This is a genomic window from Pseudomonas sp. Lz4W, from assembly GCF_000346225.2.
Classification (GTDB): Bacteria; Pseudomonadota; Gammaproteobacteria; order Pseudomonadales; family Pseudomonadaceae; genus Aquipseudomonas; species Aquipseudomonas paraversuta.
Window position 1 is genome coordinate 2,739,906 of the sequence record NZ_CP017432.1, and the last position, 21,904, is coordinate 2,761,809.

Genomic DNA, 21,904 nt, shown 5'->3' on the forward strand with positions numbered 1-21,904 from the left:
AGCGTTTACGACTGCTTGCCTGCCCTGCCAACGGAAGGAAACCTGTATGTCACGATTCACCCTCAACGCCGCCCGGCCGCTTGCGCATGCCGTTCACCTGGCTGTGGCGCTTGGTGTATTTTCGGCCTTGAGCCTGGCGCCAACCCATGCGCTGGCGCAAAACCAGACCCACACTTACCAAATCAATGCGGGCTCGCTCGGCGCGGCGTTGAGCCTGTTCGCGACAGCGGCCAATGTCACGCTATCGTTCAACGCCGAGCAGACCCAAGGCATGACCACACCGGGATTGAGCGGCACTTATAGCACCGACGAAGGCCTGGCACGCTTGCTCGCGGGCAGTGGCTTGCAGGCTCAACGCCAGGCTAATGGTGCTTATGTGCTGGTGCCCGTGCCCAAGAGTGATGAGCTGCAATTGGGCGCTACAACCATCTCCGGCCAGGCCCTGGGCTCAATCAGCGAAAACACCGGTTCCTACACTACCAGCTCCATGAGTACCGCGACCAAACTGGCGGCCTCCATGCGCGAGACGCCGCAATCGGTCACGGTAATCACTCGCCAACGCATGGATGACCAGAACATGCAGTCTCTGGAGGACATTTCGACATACACCCCAGGCCTGACCATGCGCAAAACCGGTGGTGAGCGCCCTGAGTTCTATTCCCGCGGTTCTGCCATCGACAACATTATGATCGACGGACTGCCAGTCGCGTATGACAGCGACACCCTTGGCACCTCGACCCTGGCGATGTTCGACCGGGTTGAAGTTGTGCGCGGTGCGTCGGGCCTGATGCTCGGTGCCGGCAACCCGTCCGGCACCCTTAACCTGATCCGCAAACGGCCCACTGTCGAGCCGCAAGTTTCTGTCACCCTGGGTGCCGGTTCATGGGACAACTATCGCACCGAAATCGATGCCAGCAGTGCCCTCAATTCCAGCGGTTCGATCAGGGGCCGCGTAGTCGGTGCCTTCCAGGACAAAGACAGCTTTACCGATGGCTACAGCAGCAAGCGCCAGTTGTTGTACGGCATCACCGAGTTTGACCTGAGTGAAGCCACTACCCTGACCCTCGGAGCGTATTACAACCGTGAGGACAACCCGGGGGCCGACTGGTCAGGCATTCCGACCCGTGCCGATGGCACGTTCCTGCCAATATCCCGTTCGACGCGCATGAGCCCGAACTGGACCTACTGGAACAAGAAAAACACCAGCGCATTTGCCGAAATTGAGCACCGCTTCGACAACGACTGGAAACTGCGCCTCAATACCACGTGGCTGCGAGGCGACCTGGACATGCTGGGCACCAGTTTCTATCGACTGGATCCCAGTGCAGATCAGTTGAACCTGAACGTGGGCCGCTACACCTACCAGCACACGCAAAAAAGCGTCGACGGCTACGTTTCCGGCCCCTTCACCCTGCTTGGTGCCACCCACGAACTGGTGCTCGGTGGCAGTTATCGAAATGATAAAACCGACGATGGCCCCGGCGGTGGTTTCCTCAACGACCCGAATATCGTGCTCGATCCATCAAACTTCGACTATCACGGCGTAGAGAAACCGGCTATCAACTACAACTGGTCACGCAAGGGCAAGGTCGATCAATACAGCACTTACGCCACCGTACGCTTCCATCTGCGCGACGACCTAAAACTGATCCTCGGTTCACGCCTGGACTGGTACGAATACGAACAGAACACTATTTCCGGCGATTACACATTCGGCGCCGACTACAAGGCGACGCGGGAATACACCCCCTACGCCGGCTTGATCTACGACATCAACGATACCTACTCGGTGTACACCAGCTGGACCAGAATCTTCCAGCCGCAAGCGAACGTGGACTTCCAGGGCAGCCTGCTGCCGCCGGTCACCGGCACCAACCGCGAAATCGGGATCAAGGGCGAGTACTTTGACGGTGCGTTGAACGCCAGCCTGGCCTACTTCCAACTGAACCAGGAGAACCTCGCCCAAGGGCTTGATGCCTGTGCCGAGGGTGTTGCTTCCTGCTCCGTGGCCTCCGGCGAAGTGGAAACCAAAGGCGTCGACCTTGAGCTGCAAGGCATGCTTGCCCTTGGCTGGCAGGCCTCGGCGGGCTACACCTATGCCGGCGCCAAGAACGTCAAGGGCGGCAGCGGTCGCTTCGACAGCGACACGCCATACAACCTGCTCAAGCTGTCCACCACCTATCAATTGCCGGGCGATCTCGAAAAATGGTCGATCGGCGGTTCATTCCGCAGCCAGAGCAGCACATACACAACCTACGGCGTATCTCAGGGCGGCTACAGCATCGTCGACCTGATGACCGGCTACAACGTGAACAAAAAACTCAAGGTGCAAGCCAACCTGAACAACGTGTTCGACAAGCATTACTACCAGAGCATCAGTAACCCGGCGGGCGCAAACATCTTCGGCGACCCGCGTAACGTGGCCGTGACCATGAAGTGGAGCATGTAAGCTACGCACTTCTGAGAATGACAACATCCTGCTTGGGCAGGTGTTGTCATCCGGACGCTGAACCGCCCCGTATTCTCTAGACACCTTGCAAGCTCATTGCGTAACGTGCTTGGTCACGCGCTGCCAGCCACTGCTCAAGGGCAAAGCGCTTGCCCTGCTCGCCCGGCACTAACGCGGCATTGGCCAGATTTGTGCGCTCTGTTTGGAGGGCGGCGTCCTTGGCGGCCAGTCGCCGTTCATAAGCGTTGGCCTGCCATGCCCATGCGGCCCACGCGCTGCCAGCCATCAGGGCCAGGATGATCAGCAGCCCCCCGCCCCACTTCGCCGCATCGATCTTCACGCCAACACCTTGTGCGCCCGGGCGTACAGCGCCTGCCGATAGGCCGCGCCATCCTGGCCAACGTTGATGCGTTAATACCTGCTCAACAGCAGCCATTCCTGAAGGTGTGGGTTCGACCAAAATGGACGTTCAAGCGCTGGAGATGCGCAGGCGCATACATTCATGTATTGCCATAATATATGGAAATGCATATATTCGTTTATCCATATGTTTCGAGCTTTGAAGTGATGACTTCAAGGGCGGTACTCTGCTGACCTTCCCGGTTTAGTTGATCAGCCTTTGTGCCCTGGCTCGGCGCCTCAGCCTCTGACGTCCGCCTGAAGCGGAAGGATAAACCCATGCGAATTCTGTTCATGTGCACGGCCAACAGCTGCCGCAGCATTCTTTCAGAAGCCCTGTTCAATCACCTGGCACCGCAGGGTTTCGAGGCAGTGAGCTCCGGGAGTTTGCCCAAGGGCCAAGTGCTGCCACGCAGCCTGTCTACCTTGCAGCAGGCCGGCATCTCGATCGACGGTTTGTACAGCAAAGGTAACGACGCCTTCGAAGGCCAGCCGCCGGATATCGTGATCAGCGTCTGCGACAAAGCCGCAGGCGAAAGCTGCCCGGTGTATTTCGGCCCGGCACTGAAGTCCCATTGGGGTCTGGAGGATCCGTCCGAAGTGACGGGTGATGAATCTGCGATTGATGCTGCCTTCCGCGCCACGCTAGCGCATATCGAACGACGCTGCAAAGCCTTTCTCGAACTGCCCCTCAACCGCCTCAGCCGCGACGAGCTCAAAACCGAGCTCGATCGGATCGGCGTGCTTTAAGGAAAATGTATGTCTGAACATCTACCCAATCTGGACCTGACTCTGTTCGACGGCTCTCAGGCTTCTACGTCGGCATCGCACAAACCGCGCATCTTGTTGCTCTACGGGTCGACCCGCGAACGCTCCTTCAGCCGCTTGCTCGTGGAGGAAGCCGCGCGCTTGCTTGAGCACTTTGGTGCTGAAACACGCATCTTCAACCCATCGGGGTTGCCGTTGCCTGATGACGCCCCGGTGGATCATCCCAAGGTGCAGGAATTGCGTGATCTGGTGTTGTGGTCGGAAGGCCAGGTTTGGTGTTCTCCGGAACGCCACGGCGCGATGTCGGCGGTGTTCAAGGCGCAGATCGACTGGGTTCCGCTGGAGCTCGGCGCAGTTCGCCCCACCCAGGGCAAAACCCTGGCGGTGATGCAAGTATGTGGAGGTTCGCAGTCGTTCAACGTGGTCAATCAACTGCGCGTATTGGGGCGCTGGATGCGTATGTTCACTATCCCCAATCAGTCCTCGGTACCTAAGGCCTACATGGAGTTCGACGAAGAGGGACGGATGAAACCTTCGCCTTTTTATGACCGCGTCGTCGACGTGATGGAAGAGCTGGTGAAATTTACCGTACTGCTTCGCGACCGACAGGAGTTTCTGGTGGATCGCTATTCAGAGCGTAAGGAATCGGCCGAACAGTTGATGGCCAGGGTCAACCAGCGCTCAATCTAAGAGGTCGGCCAGTTGCGGCCCTTCACGCAAGCCAGCGGCGAAAAACGCAAATTGGCCTACGCTACTTCTCAGTGCGTTTCTGACTCGATTGCTCTACTCGTAAGAATCATCATCGTTCGCCTGAAAGAGCCCCCTGATGACAACAAACAGACTGATTGGCTTTATTGCCCTACTTACTGCTTGCACCGCCCACGCTGATGACGGTGGCATCAGTTTCTGGCTACCGGGCCAATTCGGCACACTAGCGGCGGCGCCCACTGCCCCGGGCTGAAGCCTGCCACTGGTCTATTACCACGTTAACGCCAGCGATGGCGGCAGCAAGCCATTTCCCAGGGGCGGCCGAACCACACTTGGGCTGGATGCGAAAGCTGATTTGTTATTTGCCAGTCCCACCTACACATTCGCCGAGCCGTTGCTCGGGGCTCAAGCGGCGATCTCGATGGTAGCCGCCGTTGGAAGGTCCGAAGCCAGCGTTGATGCAACATTGAGCGGCCCCCGTGGCAAAAGTTTTTCCGGTGGCACGGACGACAGTTTAAAGGGTGCAAGCGACGTTTACTTGCTGGGTACCCTGAAGTGGAACCACGGCGTGCACAATCTCATGGCGTACAGCATGGGTAACCTGCCGGTCGGTGCCTATGACCCTGACCGCCTGGTGAACATCGGGCTCGGCCATGCCGCGCTGGACGCCGGCGGTGGTTACACCTACTTCGACAAAACCAACGAGTTTTCCGTTGTGGCGGGCATGACCTACAACTGGAAGAACCCGGACACCCATTATAAAAATGGCATCGACGCCCACCTGGATTGGAGTGCTTCGCACTTCATCACAAGCCAGACTCAGTTGGGCGTGGTTGGCTACTTCTTCAATCAGATCACAGGGGATAGCGGCAGCGGTGCCACCCTGGGCGACTTCAAATCAAAAGTCAGCGCCGTAGGGCCTCAGGCCGGGCATTTCTTCAAGGTTGGCAAAGACCTCTGGTACGTCAACCTCAAAGGCTACTACGAGTTTGATGCAAGGAACCGTCCGGAGGGCTGGAACACCTGGTTATCTTTGGCCATACCTTTGCCTGGTTAATCGTGTTGCGTAACTGTCTGCTTCGGGGCGGTTGGCTTGGCGATTCTGAGTAACTGGCGTCAGTGGGCCCATTGGAACCCACTGACGATTGATTTACTTGGCCGTGGTGAGCTTGGTATAGCTAGTGATCAGGTTTCTGTAGTCAGGAATGTGGTTTGAAAACAACGCCCCCAGTCCTTCCACATCATTGCGCCAGTCTCGATGTAGCTCACAAGCCAGACCGAACCAGGTCATCAATTGGGCACCAGAGCTGGACATACGATCCCATGCCGAGTGCCGGGTGATTTCGTTGAATGTTCCGGAAGCATCTGTGACCACAAACACGTCAAAGCCTGCCTCCAGCGCAGAAAGTGCCGGGAACGCGACGCACACTTCGGTAACAACCCCAGCAATAATCAGCTGTTTTTTACCTGTAGCCTTGATTGCTTTTACAAAGTCTTCGTTATCCCAGGCATTTATTTGCCCTGGACGGGCGATGTAAGGCGCATCAGGGAAAATTGCCTTTAACTCAGGGACTAACGGGCCATTGGGACCGTCTTCGAAACTGGTTGTCAGAATCGTAGGAAGGTTGAAGTACTTGGCAAGATCGGCCAAAGCCAATACGTTATTTTTGAACTTGTCGGGGTCAATATCACGCACCAGAGACAGCAGGCCTGTTTGATGATCGACTAACAATACGGCAGCTTGATCTTTGTCCAGACGTTTGTATTTGACAGACATTCGATTTCTCCTAGACCACTGTGAAAGCCAAGGCAGCCTCCACGGTAAAGTTAGTTTCCTGTGAGTACGTTAGTGTCTTGCGTACCCTTGGAGTCCAGCTCTTCGTGATGCCTGACCACCTCCCGAGCTCCGATGTAGCGCTCGGGCGGCAGCTGATAATGAGTCATCGCGCGCGTGAACCTTAGCCTACTCGCCAGCATCTGGACGATTGCAACCCATAGTGACTGGCTGCAGTCGGCCCGAAGCCTGCGTGCATGGGTTACAGCTCAAAACTTGGGCTATCTTTCTGCGACTCAACTGCAAAAGGTGATCCAGTAAGCAAGCATGCCTTATGAGTCAGTCGCCCCATCGCCTGAACCTTTTCGCACTGATATTGCCCGGTGCATGGGCAACCACAACTCTGCGGCTACTGCGCTGAACATGATGTGCTGCTGATGGGTGCCTGGAACAACAAACCGGATCGCGGGAGCAGTGCGATCATTTGATCAAAGGCCGCCACCGCATATCTGCCATCAAGGCTTTTCACGGTGGGCATTTGTGCAGGAAACCCGAATCGCACTCTGCCGGGGAACACTTCATCCATAGCTGAGTACCAGCCAAGCAGAGCTTGCTGGAGGCGCACGTGCAGCTCGAACTTGCTCCGGCGGCGGGTGGTGTCGGACCTGGCTCGCTCGCGTGCGAGCCGAGGATCTATGGGGCCGACAATGTAACAGTCAGCAAAGCCGATACGTCCTTGGGCGATCGTTTCTCTTGTGGCCTCCAGCTCTATTCGCCAGTCGTGTTCGCTCGCCTCGCCGATCTGCCAAAGAGTCCAAATGTAGTGGAGCTTGAGGGGGTCACTGTCACACACCGCCCATGAATAAGCGGCCTCCATGGCCAGCGCCGTTTGCCAGCGATCCACGTTTCGCTCTGCCCAAAAAGCCGCTGCACCGGCTGGATCTTTTATCCGGTCCGGCTCGTTCTCAAAACGGCCGTTTTCAGGGATGACATGCTGCCCTCCATGCTGGGCGCACCAGGTGGTTTTCCCGCTGGCGCTGATACCTTCAACAACCACAATCATCGTTATGCCTACTCCGTTAACTACGCCATCCCTGCATGCAAATAAACCTGTAGAAAACAGTGCAGATCATTGCAATCAAGCTTCAATCAGATATGAAGGTTCCCATAGAACAACCAGCGCCAACGACAGCCTGTCGCTAACTGCCCGATCCCTCACGGGAGGTCGCATCGGAGTGTAATCTGAATGTCGTCCGGCAGATCGCACTCCGATGCAGACCTGGAAGCCTTGGCAAATTACCCAATTCCCCCCAGTTCAATGACCCCGGGTTTACGAGGCAGTCGTGGCTTTGTGCGGGAGGCCATGGTGCCGCATGCCGCGCCCAACCTGTGGGAGCTGGCTTGCCAGCGATGGCGGTGGGTCAGTCAATACATCCGGCAATGACATTACGCCATCGCGAGGCAAGCTCGCTCCTACAAATGCTGCTATCGCCCCTCCTCTGTGGGAGCTGGCTTGCCAGCGATGGCGGTGAGTCAGTCAATGTATCCGGCGCTGACATTGCGCCATCGCGAGGCAAGCTCGCTCCTACAAATGCTGCTATCGCCCCTCCTCTGTGGGAGCTGGCTTGCCAGCGATGGCGGTGGGTCAGTCAATACATCCGGCGCTGACATTGCGTCATCGCGAGGCAAGCTCGCTCCTACAAATGCTGCTATCGCCCCTCCTCTGTGGGAGCTGGCTTGCCAGCGATGGCGGTGGGTCAGTCAATACACCCGGCAATGACATTGCGCCATCGCGAGCAAGCTCGCTCCCACAAATGCCGCTATCAACCTGTGGGAGCTGGCTTGCCAGCGATGGCGGTGGGTCAGTCAATATATCCGGCAATGACATTGCGTCATCGCGAGGCAAGCTCGCTCCTACAAATGCTGCTATCGCCCCTCCTCTGTGGGAGCTGGCTTGCCAGCGATGGCGGTGGGTCAGTCAATACATCCGGCGCTGACATTACGCCATCGCGAGGCAAGCTCGCTCCTACAGTGGAGCTCCGCTCTTGTTCAACTACCAGCCTCAATCGCCCAATGCTGTACCTTCGCGGCGGGGATCGGCACCGGCGGCCCAGCCGTTCTGATCACGAACGATGATCTGGGTCCCGCTGGTCATTTCGATGGCGGACACCTCATGCCCGCGATCTTTCAACTGCTGTATCAGTGCCGGGCTGACTCGTCCGGCCTCGACCTCGGTGTCCACATTGCGACTGCCAAAGTTGGGCAGCCCGATGGCGTCCTGCGGGTTGAGCTTCCAGTCCACAAGCCCCACCACCGCCTTGTTCACGTATTCGATGATCTGCGAACCGCCAGGGGAACCAATGGTGGCAACCAGGGCGCCGGTGTTGCGATCAAACACCAGGGTCGGCGCCATTGAAGAACGTGGTCGCTTGCCCGGCTCGATACGGTTGGCAACCGGTTTGCCGTTTTCATCCGCAACAAAGGAAAAGTCAGTGAGCTGGTTGTTGAGAATGAAGCCGTTGCTCATGACATGTGAACCAAACGCCGATTCAACCGAGGTGGTCATCGAAATGGCGCCCCCCTGATCGTCGACAGCCGCTATTTGCGAAGTCGAAATGCGCAGCGGCGAGCGATCAGGCGCCAGCGCGAGATTGATTCCCGGTGGTGTACCGGCTTGCGCACGGCCCATGCTCTTGTCACCGATCAGGGTCGCCCTGGCCTCCAGATAGGCTCTGTCGGTCAGGCCTTTAACGTTCACCGGAACGAAGTCGCTGTCCGCCAGGTACTGCGCACGGTCGGCATAGGCCAGACGCTCGGCCTCTGCCATCAGGTGCACTGCAGTGGCCGTTGGCTGCAGGCCAACAGGAGGCATGGTGGCCAGGTCCAGGGCGGCAGATTTGCGTTGCAAGGCATCAAGAATGCCCAGTGTCTGCAACACGGCAACGCCACCGGAAGAAGGCGGCGGCATGCCGCACACACGCCACTGTTTGTAATCACCACATACCGGGTGACGCTCTTTGGCCCGGTAGCCACTGATATCGGCTAACGACAACGAACCCGGGTTGGGATGGGCGTTGACCTGATCAACCATCCCTTGTGCAACTGCGCCCTGATAGAACGCATCCACGCCCCGATCGGCAATGGCCTGGAGGGTTAGTGCCAGTTCCGGATTCTTCAGCAACGTGCCCACCGGCAAGGGCTGACCCTGGGCCGTGAGCAGGTATTTGGCCAGTGCCGGCGACTGGGCGATGAACTTGTCAGAGGCGATTTGCGCGTGCAAACGGGGAGACACCGGAAAACCGTCTCTGGCCAATTGGATCGCAGGCTGGAACAGCTCATTCCAGGGCAATTTGCCATGTTGGGCATGGGCCATTTCCAGCGCCCTCAGCACTCCAGGCACGCCCACCGACAGCCCACCGATCTGGGCGTCGGCAAAGGCCATCGGCTGGCCGGCCGGATTGAGGAACATGCGCCCGTCGGCGCCGGCCGGTGCCGTTTCCCGGCCATCGAAGGCCTGCACTTTGTGTCCGTCCCAATACATGATGAAAGCACCGCCGCCGATGCCGCTGGCCTGGGGTTCAACCAGGGTCAGTACCGCCTGCATGGCAATGGCCGCGTCGATCGCAGACCCGCCTTTGCGCAGCATCTGCTGTCCCGCCGCGGTTGCCAGCGGGTTGGCTGCCGCAGCCATATGACGCGCCGCATGCACAGGGACCATATCGTTGCGATAACCAGAGCCAATCTCGGGGGCAGGCGGCAATCCGGAGGTTTTTTCAAGCTCCGGACTCTCGCTGCGGCACCCCCCGATCAAGAGGGCCAGAGCCGACAAACCAATCACATAAAGATTATTTTTTTTAGCACACAGGGTAATGGTCAAAAGGGCTTCCTTCTTCCTTGCTTGGTAATGCGCGGCCCAACGGCCTGAACGCAAACCCTCAAAAGTCGCGACTTGAGAGGTACGGCTGGACGTGATCCTGCATCACATCGCCAGCCTGGCAAAGAAAAAATTATGGCCTGAGACTGCCTGCCCTCGATCCTTCAGCGCCGATGGGCCAGTGACCGCACCAGCCCGTCACCCAGGCTTTGCACGCTCTGTACCAGAATCACCAGCACCACCACCGTGGCCACCATCACCTGATTATTGAAGCGCTGATAGCCATAACGGATCGCCAGGTCACCCAGGCCGCCACCACCAATGACCCCGGCCATGGATGAAAAGCCGATCAGCATCACCAGGGTCAGGGTAATGCCCGCCAACAAGGCCGGCAGCGCTTCGGGCAATAGCACCTTGAAAATCACATGGCCAATGTGGCCGCCCATCGCCAGGATTGCTTCGATCCGGCCCTTGTCCACTTCATCCAGCGCGTTCTCGACAATCCGGGCAAAAAACGGAAAGGCCCCGATGGTGATCGGCACCACCGCAGCCGTGCTGCCCAGGGTGGTGCCCACCAGCAACCGGGTCAGCGGGATCAGGGCAATCAGCAGCACCACAAAGGGCAACGAGCGCCCCAGGTTGATCACCGCCCCCAGCACCCGGTTAAGGCGTGGCAAGGGAAACAACCCGTCGCGACGGCTGATGAACAGCAGCACCCCCAGCGGCAGGCCGATCAGCACGGTGAAGAGTGCGGCCAGCAGCACCATGTACAGGGTTTCGCCAGTGGCGGTGAGCAACAGTTGAAGAATGTCATGCCAGTCCGTTTTCATCCTGCCCTCACCACTTGCAGACCCGGAGCCAGTAAACGCCCCAGTTTTGACGACGGGTCAGCCTGCAACTGCACCAGGCTGCCGCTCTCCACTATGCGTCCGGCGGCCAGGGACACTGCGCTGTCGCAAATGGCCTTGACCACCTCCAGTTCGTGGGTGATCAACACGATGGTCACCCCCAATTGCCGGTTGATATTGCGCAGCAATTGCAGAATCGAATCCGTGGTTTCCGGGTCCAGAGCGCTGGTGGCTTCATCCGACAGGATGTAAGCCGGGCGTCCAGCCAGGGCCCGGGCAATACCGACCCGCTGTTTTTGCCCGCCGGACAGCTGCGATGGAAACGCCTGTGCCTTGTCGCTCAGGCCCACCAGATCCAGCAACTCGCGGACCCGGCTGTGGCGCTGCTCTTTACTCACCCGGGCAATCTCCAGGGGCACGGCCACGTTGTCGAAGACATTGCGTGAGTGCAGCAGATTGAAACCCTGAAAAATCATGCCGATGCGCTGACGCTGACGGCGCAGTTCAGCGTCAGACAGGGCCGTCAGGTCAGCACCATCCAGCAGAATGCGCCCGGAGCTGGGGCGTTCGAGCAGATTGAGACACCGCAGCAACGTCGACTTGCCCGCCCCGCTACGCCCGAGAATCCCGAAAATCGCGCCATCGGCAATGCTCAGCGACACCTGATCCAGCGCCGGCGGCTGCCCGGGCGCGTAGGTTTTGCTCAACTGCTCGACGACAATCATGGCTTGCTGTCCGGGACCGCGACCGCAAGCACCGAGCCCGAGAAAGTGTCGTTGATGTACTTGGCAACCTCTGGGGAAGTCAGGTCTTTGGCCAGCTGTCTGATTCGCGGGTCGTCCTGCAGTTTCGGGACGGTCACCAGAATATTGGCGTAGGGGTTACCCTCGGCTTTCTCCAGCCCCAGCGCATCCTTGGCCGGCACCAGGCCTGCTTCAAGCGCGTAGTTGCCGTTGATCACCGCCAGGTCCACATCATCCAGGGCGCGGGGAATCTGCGGCGATTCGATTTCCAGGATCTTCAGCTGTTTCGGGTTTTCGGCAATGTCCTTGAGCGTCGCCTGATCGCTGGCCGGGTCATTGAAACCGGACTTGAGCTTGATCAGCCCGTTGTCCTGCAGCAGGTACAGTGAGCGACTGAGGTTGGTGACGTTGTTAGGCACGGCGACCGTACCTTGTTGCGGCACCTCGGCGAAGGTCTTGTGACGATGGGAATAAATCCCCAGTGGCTCGATATGCACCGTGGCCGCCACCACAAATTTTTGCCCGAGGGCCTGCTCCTGGGTTTTCAGATACGGCAGATGCTGAAAATAGTTGGCATCCACCTCACCATGGGCCAGCAGCTCATTGGAGTTCACCCCATTGGGGATCTCGATCACCTTGAGATTCAACTGCGGATCGATTTTTTGTACATACGCCAGGATTTGCGCATGGGGTACCGGGTCCACTGCCACCCGCAACGGTTCCTGGGCCAGGGCACCGAAGGAAGTCAGCAACGCGCCAAGCACAGCCAGGGTCAAGCCAGTTTTTTTGAACATGGTGCAGTCCTTAATCAAGCGCTCAGCGCGTTGGGAATCAGGGCGTCGGCGTAGTAGCGCCGGGCAACATCAGGGTGCGAGCGCAGGCGGCCCTTGAGATAGTTCCAGCCCACATCACGGAACAACGGGTTATCCGGATCGCTGACCGGTCCCCGCGCCTCACGCAGCAATACCGTGGGCAATGGATACAGCGGCACCACGGCATCCAGTTGCGCGCCGAGGAAGAATGCAATCGACAGCCGCTCACTGCCCACGGGCGGTGACACCACCCGGTGCACCGTGGCACGCAGATAGCCGTTGGTGGCCAGCTCCAGCAGCTCACCGATATTCACCACCAGGGTGTTGTCCAGCGGCAGTGCATCGATCCAGCGCCCCTCTTCAATCTCCACTTGCAGACCGCCCTGGCGGTCCTGCAGCAGAAAGCTGAGGAAGCCCGAATCCTTGTGCGCCCCCACCCCCTGATTGCTTTGCTCTGGCGCCTGTCCCGGATAGCGCATCAACTTGACATGCTCATTGGGCTTATCGCCGTACAAGCGGTCGAAAGCGTCCTGCGGTAGCGACAACGCCTCGGCAAAGGCCCGCAGCAACCGCAGTGACATGCCGGTCATGGCTTGCTGCCAGTCAAGCAGCAACGGTTTCAGTTCGGGCAGCGCCGCCGGCCACTGGTTAGGGCCTTGCAGGCGAGCCCACCAGGGGCTGTTGTCAGCGCTGGGCAGCACTGCTCTTTCGGCGCCCACATCGAACTGCTCACGCAGATCGGGCTGACCCCGGGTGATCTCGGAAGCGGCGCGGTTGTAGCCGCGAAAGTGCGGTGAATTGATCATGCCCACCGCGGTTTTTTCGCTCTCCGGCAAGGCAAAAAATTGCCGGGCGCTGGCCTGTACCTGCTGCAACAACCCGCTGTCGATGCCATGCCCGGTCAGATAGAAAAAACCGACATCCCGCGCGGCGTGGCGCAGATCGTCAAGAAACCCCTGACGCTGGAGCGCACTACCGTCCAGCAAAGACAGATCCAGAATCGGCAAGGCGCTAATGTCCCGTGTATACGGCATGGCTCACTCCCCCCAAGAATCAACAAAAAGACGTTTACCGGTTTGTACCGGCGATGACTTAAAGCTAAACGATCTTAAAAAGAGTCAGCCAATAACTTATTCGCATTACCTTAGGCATAAAAAAAGCCCCGGGCGGGGCTTTTCGAATTTATGATTTTTTGCCCTTCCAACCTGTAGGAGCGAGCTATTTCAAGACCAGGAGCTCGCGAGCAAGCTCGCTTCTACAGAGTCATAGCAGCGCCGGCACGGTCAGTACGGCGGTGTAGTAGCCCATGAACTGCACACCGATGTTGAAGCCCAGAAAACGCGAGAGGAACCCGCCCAGCAGCCCCACGGTGACGATCACCAGCAGCCCCAGCAAGCCGCCTTCCCAAATGCCGATCACCAGTATCAGCCCCACAAAGGTGGCGATTACCGCCTCGTGGCTGATCTTGCGCGTGACCCAGGAAGCCGCACGGTAGGCGTAGTTCATGGTGAATGGATAGGCGATCAGAATCGCAACGATCACCGCCAGCATGCCGTAGCCGAAAAACTCCCAGGTGCTGAGCAGCGTGTGCAGGTTGTGCACCTCACCGGTGGCCGAGTCCACAGTAAAGCGTGGCGGTGCATTGAACAGCGGTGCTGCCGGGCCCGCCGCCACCGGGCTGAGGGGCAGTCCGAAGGCAATCAGCGGGATCAGCGCTTCGGCGATGTAGGTCGACTCCGTCACCCCGTTGCGCGCAGTGATCACCGTGGTCAGGCGATGGTAGACATGCTTGATTCTGGAGCCGACCAGTTCCCCCAGAATCACGGTCATGGCCACCGGGCTGAAGACAAAGGTGGCGCTGGAAATTACCGCAGTGATGGCGGTCCAGCGGCTTTGCTGGCTGTCGAGCACCTTCAACGGATTGGGGAAGTAGCCACCGGCGCTTTTGACATCCGGTGACAGGGAGAAAGTGCGCACTTCGCTGCGACGCATGCTGCGGCGCTCGTCAGGTGCAAGCAAGGCGAACAGGGCCGCGATCAACGGGCCTATGGCAATGCCCAGAAAGTAACTGACGCTGAGCTTGACCCCGAATTGCCCGGTGAGGGCTTGCAAACCGAGGATGATCAGCACAAAGGGAATCAAGGCCAGTACGGCCGCCAGCCGGCCCTTGGAAAACCAGGCAATGGCAATCGCCGCCGCCAGGAAAATCCACGGCGCACTGCGCTTGATGGCATCGCCGAACGGCGCCAGCATCACCGCGAACAACACGGCCATCGGCACCGCGATCAAGGCGGCGATCACCGCCCCCGAGATCATCTTGCGCAAGGCGATATGCGGCACCCCGAGCTTGCGCAACAGGTTGGCTTCGCGCATCAGCGGTGTGGCCAGGGTGTCGCCGGGGATACCCAGCAGTGCAGTGGGCACGGCGTGGGTCATGTGTTTGGCCACGGCGCCGGCGAGAAAAAAGGTCAGCACGCCGGGGGCCGGAACCCCGAGCAACACCACCAGCAGGGTCAAAGGGGCCAGGGTCGTGGTTTCATCGCTGCCGGAGATCAGCCCGATACCGGCAAAAATCACTGCGCCCAAAATGCCCATGCCCAGGGCGATAACAATCTGCTCCAGCAAGGGCGCGATCATGACCGGCTCCCACTGACACTCAGGCCACTGGCCGCATCAGCGACCGGGGCTGCAGCCAGGTCCTTTTCATAGTTGGCGAACAGATCGTAGAGGTCCATTTCCCGAAGCTCGGCCACGGTTTCTGGCGGCAAGTCAGCGAGCCGCCCGAGGTCGCCGAACTCGTTCTGCAATTCCACCAGCACTTGCGCGCGCCATGCCGGGTCAGCCTGATGTTCCACCACATGGCGCTTGGGTTTAAACAGGGTGGCACTGATGGCCCCGCCTGCCAGACAGCCGAGGATGCCCACCAGCATGGCGTAGGCCCGTGCCATCTGCGCCGACTCCACCCACATCAGCAGAAAGTGCTGGGCGACGAAAAATGCGCTGAGGCTGACCACTGCGCCAATGCCAATGGCGTACACCAGGTGACGGGCATCGACCGTGTCGCCCCATACTTCGTAGAGTTCGGGTTTCAAAGAGTTCTCCCACTTTTATTGTTATGGAGATGAAGAGATGGCGCCTACCCCGGCAGGGGCCATCTTGTCTGTAGGAGCGAGCTTGCTCGCGAGCTTTTTCAACCCGGCGACCAAGAGCTCGCTCCTACAGGGTTGGCGGGGCAGTCCTACAGCCCGCGCTTGTGTTTGAGCAAGGTGGCCGCATGGTCGGCACGCACATCACCGGCCTCGACCATTTGTGCCACCAGCCAGCTCACCTCTTCGCCACGGGCCCCCGCAGACAGGGCGATGTTGCGGGCGTGCAAGGCCATATGTCCACGTTGAATGCCTTCGGTAGACAGCGCCCGCAATGCGCCGAGGTTTTGCGCCAGGCCTACGGCCACGGCAATTTCGGCCAGTTCCTGGGCAGTCTTCACCCCCAGGATGCGCAACGATAGTTGGGCCAGCGGATGGGTTTTGGTGGCGCCGCCCACCAGGCCCACAGGCATGGGCATTTCCAGGGTGCCCACCAGATTGCCTGCGGTGTCTTTTTCCCAGGTGGTCAGGGAGCCGTAATGACCATTGCGACAGGCATAAGCGTGGGCACCCGCCTCCACCGCCCGCCAGTCATTGCCCGTGGCAACGATCAGCGGGTCGATCCCGTTCATGATGCCTTTGTTGTGGGTGGCGGCGCGGTAAGGGTCAACCACCGCAAAATTGTAGGCATCGAGAATGCCCTCAATCACGTCCTCGCCCTTGAACGAAGCCGTGGTCAGCAACTGCGGTGCCACGCGGATCTGGGCCCGGGCCAGACGCAGGTCGGCGAGGTTGGAAAGAATCCGCAGCCGCACCTTGCCGCCGGTGATCTCTTCCATCAACGGAGCCACGGCCTCGGCCATGGTGTTCACGGTGTTGGCGCCCATGGCATCGCGTACATCGACGATCAAGTGGGCAACCAGCATCGGCCCGCGCGGGCTTTGGGCGAAGGTATGCACCTCGATATCGCGGCAACCGCCGCCGAGCCTGTTGAGCAACTGATCCTTGCGGTTGGCCAGCTCGATGATTTCGTCCTTGCGCCGCATCAGACTCAGGCGGGCGTTGTACGGGTCCGGAACCTCGACAATCTGTACCTGGGCCCGCATCAGCGGTAGCGAACTTGAAGTCTGAAAGCCCCCGGCCTCGCGCGCCAATTTCGCCATGAAGGACGCCGCAGCCACCACCGAAGGTTCTTCCACCACCATCGGCACTATCACATCGCGGCCATTGATCTGGAAATTGCTGGCAACCGCGTAGGGCAGTTCAAAGGTCCCTATGACGTTTTCGATCATCCCGTCGGCGACTTCCAGCGCCAGTGCACCCGCATCGCTGAGCAGGGCAACGTCCTCGGCGCTCAGTTTGAGCACCTCTTGCAAGTGCCCCAGACGCGCGGACGGGGTCATGCTGCGGAACATCGGAAGGCGCGAATCAAGGCTCATAAACAAATCCTGTGGTCTTTATTGTTTGACCTGCACCCTAATTCGCCTTGGCCCCGGGTAAAAGGTACAGTTCGGACAAACAGTACCCAAGCTGTACCCTCCTCTGATTTCTGAGACTCCGGACCATGACGCGCCTGACACTCCCCCAGCAACTGGCTGCTTCGTTGTGCGAGCAAATCGGCAATGGGACCTATCGCGCCGGGGATCGGTTGCCGTCGCTGCGCGAATGCATGCGCCTGTTCGGCCACTCGAAAAACACGGTAATCAATGCCTACGAATCGCTGGCGTCCCAGGGGCTGGTCGAAGCCCGCCACGGGCAGGGATTTTTCGTGCGTCAGGGGGCGCTTGCCAGCCACGAAGCCGACGAACCCTTGCCCTACGCCAGGGCCATGGACACCGTCTGGCTGATGCGCCAGCAATTTGTCCGCGAGCCGGGGCATTCGCCCCTGGGTGAGGGCTTCCCGCCGGTGGAATGGCTGATGGATATGCGCCTGGACAAATTCACCCGACAGATCATGCGCACCGGCGTCAGCACGCTGTTTCGCTATGGCAACCGCCTGGGCAATGCCGGCTTGCGCCAGCATCTGGTGCAGAAACTGGCCAGCTATTCGATTAACGCCACACCCCGGCAAATCGTCACCACCCATGGCGCCAATCACGCACTGGACCTGATCATCCGGCGCTTCATTGCCCCCGGCGATACGGTGCTGGTGGAAGACCCCGGCTACTACCCGCTGTTCGGCAAGCTGCAACTGCAAGGTGCGCGCATGCTGTCGGTACCGCGGCGAGCCGAAGGGCCGGACATCGAAGTACTGGAGCAGCATCTGCGCCTGCACAAGCCCAGGCTGTTCTTCATTCAATCGGTGGGGCACAACCCCACCGGCTCCGATATCTCGCCAGGCATCGCCCATCGCCTGGTGCAACTGGCCCAGGCGCACAACTTGATTCTGGTGGATGACGATGCACTGGCCGACTTCAAGCCGGCTTCGGCCATCAAGGTATCGGCACTGGATCAGCTCAGGCACTCGCTGTATGTGGGCAGCTTTTCGAAATCGGTCTCGGCGGCGCTCAGGGTCGGTTTCATCGCCGGCAGCAAGGAACTGATAGACGAACTGGGTGACCTGAAGATGCTGTTGCATACCAGCTCATCGGAGTTCTGCGAGCGCACGGTGGATGTGATTTTGACCGAGGGGCATTTCCTGCGGCATCTGATCCGCCTGCAGGAGCGGCTCAAGGCTGCGACGGCGGCCGGCCTGCAGATGCTCGACGAGATCGGCGCCGAAGTATTCTGCCGTCCGGAGCAGAGCCTCTACCTGTGGGCCAGGTTCAAGCACATCGACGATGCCCGGGAGCTGACCCGGCAGCTGCTGCCCAAGGGTTTCATGATCGCCCCGGGGCACATCTTTTCCCCCGAGCAGTCGCGGATCAACCCCTGGACCCGGCTCAATGTGGCGTACCTGAATGACCCCTTGCTGATGGCCGTATTCAAAGACACCTGAGCAACATCGCGGCCCCTGCAGGAGCGAGTTTGCCCGCGATGGCAACGATGGTGGCCCGGCGCCAATGCCCGGTAATCGAACACTATCGGCCGGCTGCCTTTGAACCCCTCAGGGCAACCACATACCCTGAGCGGATCCACAACAACAAGAAGTGAACAGCATGCCCATGCCGCTACGACCTGGCCTCTTATACCTTGCATTGATCAGCGCAATGACTGCCACCACCACCCAGGCCGCCGACCTGAGCTGGGTTGACCCGGCGGTCGCCTCGGTCAACCAGGACGTCATCGATCTGCGCCACACCATTCACCAGAACCCCGAACTGGGCAATATGGAGGTTAAAACCGCTGCACTGGTGGCCGATCGGCTCAAGGCGCTGGGGATCGAAGTGCGGACCCAGGTCGGTAAAACAGGCGTGGTCGGTGTGCTCAAGGGCGGCCTCCCCGGGCCGGTGGTTGCACTGCGTGCCGATATGGACGCGCTGCCCGTCAAGGAAATGAACGACCTGCCCTATGCCAGTAAAGCCACCGGCATACGCCTGGGCAAAACCGTGCCGGTGATGCATGCCTGTGGTCATGACACCCATACCGCCATGCTGTTGGGTGCCGCCAGGGTACTGGCCGAGCATCGGGACCAGGTGGCCGGTACCGTGGTGTTTCTGTTCCAGCCGGCCGAAGAAGGCGCCGCCGATGTGGATGACTCGCAGACCGATACGCTGATCGGTGCCCAGGCCATGATCCGTGACGGCGCACTGGACGCGCCCAAGGTTGAAGCCATTTTCGGGGTTCACGTGATGGCGGGCTACCCCACCGGGCACCTGTACTACAAGGCCGGCACGGTGCTTAACAGCAGCGATCAGTTCCGCATTACCCTCAACGGTCAACAAACCCATGGCTCGGCACCCTGGAGCGGAGCCGATCCGATTGTTGCCAGCAGCGCCGTCATTGGTGGTCTGCAGACCTTGGTGAGCCGCCGTGCGGATCTGAGCCAGGGCATGGCCGTGGTCAGTGTCGGAACCATCAATGGCGGCTCGGCCAGCAACATCATCCCGCAGTCAGTCGAGCTCACCGGGACCATTCGCAGCAACAGCCCGGCGATCCGCGACACCATCCTGAAAAAAATGCCGCCACTGGTTCAGGGCATTGCCAGTGCCTATGAGACCCGGGGCGATCTCTTGCTGCTCAACCATACCCCGGTAACCGTCAACAACCCGGGCCTGACCGAGGCCATGGTGCCGGCACTGGAGCTGGCAGCACCGGGCAAGGTTGAGCGGCTGCCCGCCTCGCTGTCGCCCAGCGAAGACTTCTCGTATTACGCGCAAAAGGTCCCGGGGCTGTTCGTGTTTCTGGGGGCCACTCCCGCAGACCAGGACATGGCCTCGGCCCCCAACAATCACAGCCCCTACTTCACCGCCGATGACGCGACCCTGGCCACAGGGGTAAAGGCGCACGTGCAGTTCGTGCTCAACTATCCACCGCGGCATCAAAGGCCAGTAAACATGAGTGATTGAACCCAATGATGACTGCATCCCTTAAGTCCCCTGTTAGAACTCTGTTAGACCTTGCCACACCTTGGGTCTACCGTAGGGAATCTGGCCGGTACTCACTTAGGGTACGATTGAAGGGCACTAAGAGGACCTATACGCTTTCCCTTAAGACCACTGGACGCTCTACCGCTATGACCATCGCTAAACACCTTGTGAGCACCTTGAAGGCGTTTCACTTGGATAACCCTGAGGCATCATGGGATGACCTTAAAGCTCGCCTGATAGACATCGCTGAGGGTGCCCTATGGTCTCCCTCTGAGGACCCAATGGGTCTCGTATGGTCTGACCTCTCAGAGGACCTACAGGAGATCGCTAAGACGATGCCCTTAACGTTGGCTCAAGCGAAGGCCTTAACGGCTGCCCAAGAGGTCCTCAGAGGCTCTCAAGGCCGTATCCATGGGGATCTTAAAGGCCTTGTGGGGACCTTGGAGATGCTTAAGGGCCCTGAAAGGGCACCAACCGTACAGGCGTCTGTCCCTGCCTTGATCTGTAAAGCACCTCTGAGCTTTAAGGACCTCTCTGAGTCCTACCTGAAAGAACGCGGCGGTGACCTCTCGGTCTCTTCCCTGAAGGGATTCAATAGCAACACTACGACCATCGCTGAGGCTCTCAGTGAGTTGGACCTTAGGGCACACACTCGGGCTGACCTTGTGGGACTCCGTGAGAGCCTGCTGGTGGGTCGTAAGGCTTCCACTGTGAACAAGCTACTGGTCCACCTGTCTTCTGTCCTTACATGGGCTGTGAGTGTGGGTGAGCTGGCTGCCTCCTATGACAAGAAACTGACCATCCTTAAGGGCTCTGATAGCAGCCGTGCTGCATTCTCTGAGGACCAGCTACAGGCCTTGAAGGTGTCCGCTAAGGGCACACAATGGGAACAGGTAGCATTGGCCTTAGGTATCGCCACGGGGGCTCGCATTGGGGAACTCCACCAGTTGACCGGTAAGGACTTCTATAAGGTCAATGGGGTGTGGGCCATGAGCATTAATGATGATGGGGATAAGACCCTTAAGAACTCCTACAGTCGCCGCATGGTCCCTGTGGTGGGCATCCCTGAGGAAACCCTACAGGCCCTCTCTGAGACCACTGGGCCCATCTTTAAGCCTGCCTATACACGGTTCTGTTACATCCTTAACAACCTCATTAGGGCCACTCTGGGGACCACCACTAAGGGCTCCCTGTCGTTCCACTCACTGCGCCACTCACTGGCGTCTGACCTTAAGGCCTCAGGGTGCCCATTGGGGACGGCACAGGAGATCCTTGGGCACTCATCAGGGTCCATCAGCTATGACCTGTACGGTGGTGGCGCTGGGGTAGACCTTGAGAGGCTCGTCAAGGCTCTGTTGGTGGTCCGCAAGGCCGACTGATAGGCATGAGGTGGGTGAGACTGAAGGGTGCCTTAGGGTGCCCTTTCTTGTGTCTGAATCACCTCTTTAACACCATCACTCTAAATACCCTCACTTAGAGGGGAAGAACTCATGCCAATCCCCACCAGTGCCAGCCAGTGACCTCAAAGGTTGCTGAGCTGAGCAAGGCTTGAGCGTACAGTGACCACCATATCCAGACTCTCAAGCACCTAAGCAACGCTCCTAAGGGAGACCGTTGGGTCCAGCACTGGGGACCACCATAGCGATTCTGTCTGTCTGCCCTGAATGGGGTGTGATGGACCCTTGATAGGTTTGGGCCTCCTATCACTGATCGCATGGTCACAGGGCCTTTTACTTAAAGACCTTAAAGATACTCTAAGAGCAACTCTTTATATTATTCATTATATTAATCTTTAAGAAAGTAACTCTTAAAGACCATTAAGATAAAGAAACTGGCTCTATCGAACACAATTAAAAGAGCAACTTAAAGTCCACTCTTAGTCTCGCCAAGTCCAATCACTGGTCTTAAGGGTCTACCCGTCGAGGTCCTTAGAGGTGACTGCCCGGTCCTTAACTTAACTGAGATATCCAATCT

Annotated in this window: 18 protein-coding genes; 7 read left to right on the top strand and 11 right to left on the bottom strand. The window is 58.9% G+C overall.

What is annotated here, in order from left to right; genetic code table 11:
• Nucleotides 1-46: 46 nt before the first annotated feature.
• Nucleotides 47-2,449, top strand: coding sequence for a TonB-dependent receptor (locus B195_RS12585; RefSeq protein WP_003445872.1), 2,403 nt, complete (start codon nt 47-49; stop codon nt 2,447-2,449).
• 76 nt (nt 2,450-2,525) lie between these two features.
• Here B195_RS12585 and B195_RS12590 read toward each other — a convergent pair whose 3' ends face one another.
• Complete coding sequence (locus tag B195_RS12590; RefSeq protein WP_003445874.1) at nt 2,526-2,789, bottom strand: hypothetical protein; 264 nt, start codon at nt 2,787-2,789, stop codon at nt 2,526-2,528.
• Nucleotides 2,790-3,127: 338 nt separating this feature from the next.
• Between B195_RS12590 and B195_RS12595 the strand changes: the two genes are divergently transcribed.
• The 3 genes from B195_RS12595 (at nt 3,128) to B195_RS12605 (ending at nt 5,381) form a co-directional block, all read left to right on the top strand.
• A complete protein-coding gene (locus B195_RS12595; RefSeq protein WP_003445877.1) occupies nt 3,128-3,598 on the top strand; it encodes an arsenate reductase ArsC in 471 nt (156 codons plus the stop codon).
• Between the two features lie 9 nt (nt 3,599-3,607).
• Nucleotides 3,608-4,306: an arsenical resistance protein ArsH gene (arsH, locus tag B195_RS12600; protein WP_003445879.1), complete on the top strand. Its 699-nt coding sequence runs from the start codon at nt 3,608-3,610 to the stop codon at nt 4,304-4,306.
• Between the two features lie 280 nt (nt 4,307-4,586).
• The gene (locus B195_RS12605) at nt 4,587-5,381 is read left to right on the top strand and encodes a transporter (RefSeq protein ID WP_255401995.1); all 795 of its coding nucleotides are present in this window, start codon (nt 4,587-4,589) and stop codon (nt 5,379-5,381) included.
• A gap of 93 nt (nt 5,382-5,474) precedes the next feature.
• Here the strand turns inward: B195_RS12605 and ycaC are convergent, their stop codons facing one another.
• From ycaC to B195_RS12655, 10 genes are all read right to left on the bottom strand, one after another.
• A complete protein-coding gene (ycaC, locus tag B195_RS12610; RefSeq protein WP_003445884.1) occupies nt 5,475-6,101 on the bottom strand; it encodes an isochorismate family cysteine hydrolase YcaC in 627 nt (208 codons plus the stop codon).
• A gap of 406 nt (nt 6,102-6,507) precedes the next feature.
• Nucleotides 6,508-7,161, bottom strand: coding sequence for a hypothetical protein (locus B195_RS12615; RefSeq protein WP_003445885.1), 654 nt, complete (start codon nt 7,159-7,161; stop codon nt 6,508-6,510).
• A gap of 999 nt (nt 7,162-8,160) precedes the next feature.
• A complete protein-coding gene (gene ggt / locus B195_RS12620) occupies nt 8,161-9,975 on the bottom strand; it encodes a gamma-glutamyltransferase (RefSeq protein ID WP_003445887.1) in 1,815 nt (604 codons plus the stop codon).
• A gap of 161 nt (nt 9,976-10,136) precedes the next feature.
• Complete coding sequence (locus B195_RS12625; RefSeq protein ID WP_003445889.1) at nt 10,137-10,802, bottom strand: methionine ABC transporter permease; 666 nt, start codon at nt 10,800-10,802, stop codon at nt 10,137-10,139.
• Entirely contained in the window at nt 10,799-11,545 is a 747-nt protein-coding gene (locus B195_RS12630) for a methionine ABC transporter ATP-binding protein (protein WP_003445891.1), read from the bottom strand. Before B195_RS12630 ends, B195_RS12625 begins: the two co-directional genes overlap by 4 nt.
• Entirely contained in the window at nt 11,542-12,357 is an 816-nt protein-coding gene (locus B195_RS12635) for a MetQ/NlpA family ABC transporter substrate-binding protein (protein WP_003445894.1), read from the bottom strand. Before B195_RS12635 ends, B195_RS12630 begins: the two co-directional genes overlap by 4 nt.
• Before the next feature lie 14 nt (nt 12,358-12,371).
• Nucleotides 12,372-13,409 (bottom strand): isopenicillin N synthase family oxygenase, encoded by a 1,038-nt coding sequence (locus B195_RS12640; RefSeq protein ID WP_003445896.1) that lies wholly within the window; start codon nt 13,407-13,409, stop codon nt 12,372-12,374.
• Nucleotides 13,410-13,638: 229 nt separating this feature from the next.
• Nucleotides 13,639-15,012 (bottom strand): tripartite tricarboxylate transporter permease, encoded by a 1,374-nt coding sequence (locus B195_RS12645; RefSeq protein ID WP_003445898.1) that lies wholly within the window; start codon nt 15,010-15,012, stop codon nt 13,639-13,641.
• Nucleotides 15,009-15,467, bottom strand: a complete 459-nt coding sequence (locus B195_RS12650) for a hypothetical protein (protein WP_003445900.1) — start codon at nt 15,465-15,467, stop codon at nt 15,009-15,011. The genes B195_RS12645 and B195_RS12650 overlap by 4 nt, the downstream gene beginning before the upstream one ends.
• A gap of 146 nt (nt 15,468-15,613) precedes the next feature.
• Nucleotides 15,614-16,900, bottom strand: coding sequence for a hydroxymethylglutaryl-CoA reductase, degradative (locus tag B195_RS12655; RefSeq protein WP_003445902.1), 1,287 nt, complete (start codon nt 16,898-16,900; stop codon nt 15,614-15,616).
• Nucleotides 16,901-17,025: 125 nt separating this feature from the next.
• Between B195_RS12655 and B195_RS12660 the strand changes: the two genes are divergently transcribed.
• From B195_RS12660 to B195_RS12670, 3 genes are all read left to right on the top strand, one after another.
• The gene (locus B195_RS12660; RefSeq protein WP_003445906.1) at nt 17,026-18,399 is read left to right on the top strand and encodes a PLP-dependent aminotransferase family protein; all 1,374 of its coding nucleotides are present in this window, start codon (nt 17,026-17,028) and stop codon (nt 18,397-18,399) included.
• 211 nt (nt 18,400-18,610) lie between these two features.
• Entirely contained in the window at nt 18,611-19,909 is a 1,299-nt protein-coding gene (locus B195_RS12665) for an amidohydrolase (RefSeq protein ID WP_003445909.1), read from the top strand.
• A gap of 167 nt (nt 19,910-20,076) precedes the next feature.
• Nucleotides 20,077-21,309, top strand: a complete 1,233-nt coding sequence (locus B195_RS12670) for a tyrosine-type recombinase/integrase (protein ID WP_003445911.1) — start codon at nt 20,077-20,079, stop codon at nt 21,307-21,309.
• Nucleotides 21,310-21,904 lie beyond the last annotated feature (595 nt).

Bases quoted from the DNA above. Each gene is read 5' to 3' on its own strand.
- B195_RS12585 (WP_003445872.1), top strand. From the start codon at position 47: ATGTCACGATTCACCCTCAACGCCGCCCGGCCGCTTGCGCATGCCGTT.
- B195_RS12595 (WP_003445877.1), top strand. From the start codon at position 3,128: ATGCGAATTCTGTTCATGTGCACGGCCAACAGCTGCCGCAGCATTCTT.
- arsH (WP_003445879.1), top strand. From the start codon at position 3,608: ATGTCTGAACATCTACCCAATCTGGACCTGACTCTGTTCGACGGCTCT.
- ycaC (WP_003445884.1), bottom strand. From the start codon at position 6,101: ATGTCTGTCAAATACAAACGTCTGGACAAAGATCAAGCTGCCGTATTG.
- B195_RS12615 (WP_003445885.1), bottom strand. From the start codon at position 7,161: ATGATTGTGGTTGTTGAAGGTATCAGCGCCAGCGGGAAAACCACCTGG.
- B195_RS12625 (WP_003445889.1), bottom strand. From the start codon at position 10,802: ATGAAAACGGACTGGCATGACATTCTTCAACTGTTGCTCACCGCCACT.
- B195_RS12630 (WP_003445891.1), bottom strand. From the start codon at position 11,545: ATGATTGTCGTCGAGCAGTTGAGCAAAACCTACGCGCCCGGGCAGCCG.
- B195_RS12635 (WP_003445894.1), bottom strand. From the start codon at position 12,357: ATGTTCAAAAAAACTGGCTTGACCCTGGCTGTGCTTGGCGCGTTGCTG.
- B195_RS12640 (WP_003445896.1), bottom strand. From the start codon at position 13,409: ATGCCGTATACACGGGACATTAGCGCCTTGCCGATTCTGGATCTGTCT.
- B195_RS12645 (WP_003445898.1), bottom strand. From the start codon at position 15,012: ATGATCGCGCCCTTGCTGGAGCAGATTGTTATCGCCCTGGGCATGGGC.
- B195_RS12655 (WP_003445902.1), bottom strand. From the start codon at position 16,900: ATGAGCCTTGATTCGCGCCTTCCGATGTTCCGCAGCATGACCCCGTCC.
- B195_RS12660 (WP_003445906.1), top strand. From the start codon at position 17,026: ATGACGCGCCTGACACTCCCCCAGCAACTGGCTGCTTCGTTGTGCGAG.
- B195_RS12665 (WP_003445909.1), top strand. From the start codon at position 18,611: ATGACTGCCACCACCACCCAGGCCGCCGACCTGAGCTGGGTTGACCCG.
- B195_RS12670 (WP_003445911.1), top strand. From the start codon at position 20,077: ATGACCATCGCTAAACACCTTGTGAGCACCTTGAAGGCGTTTCACTTG.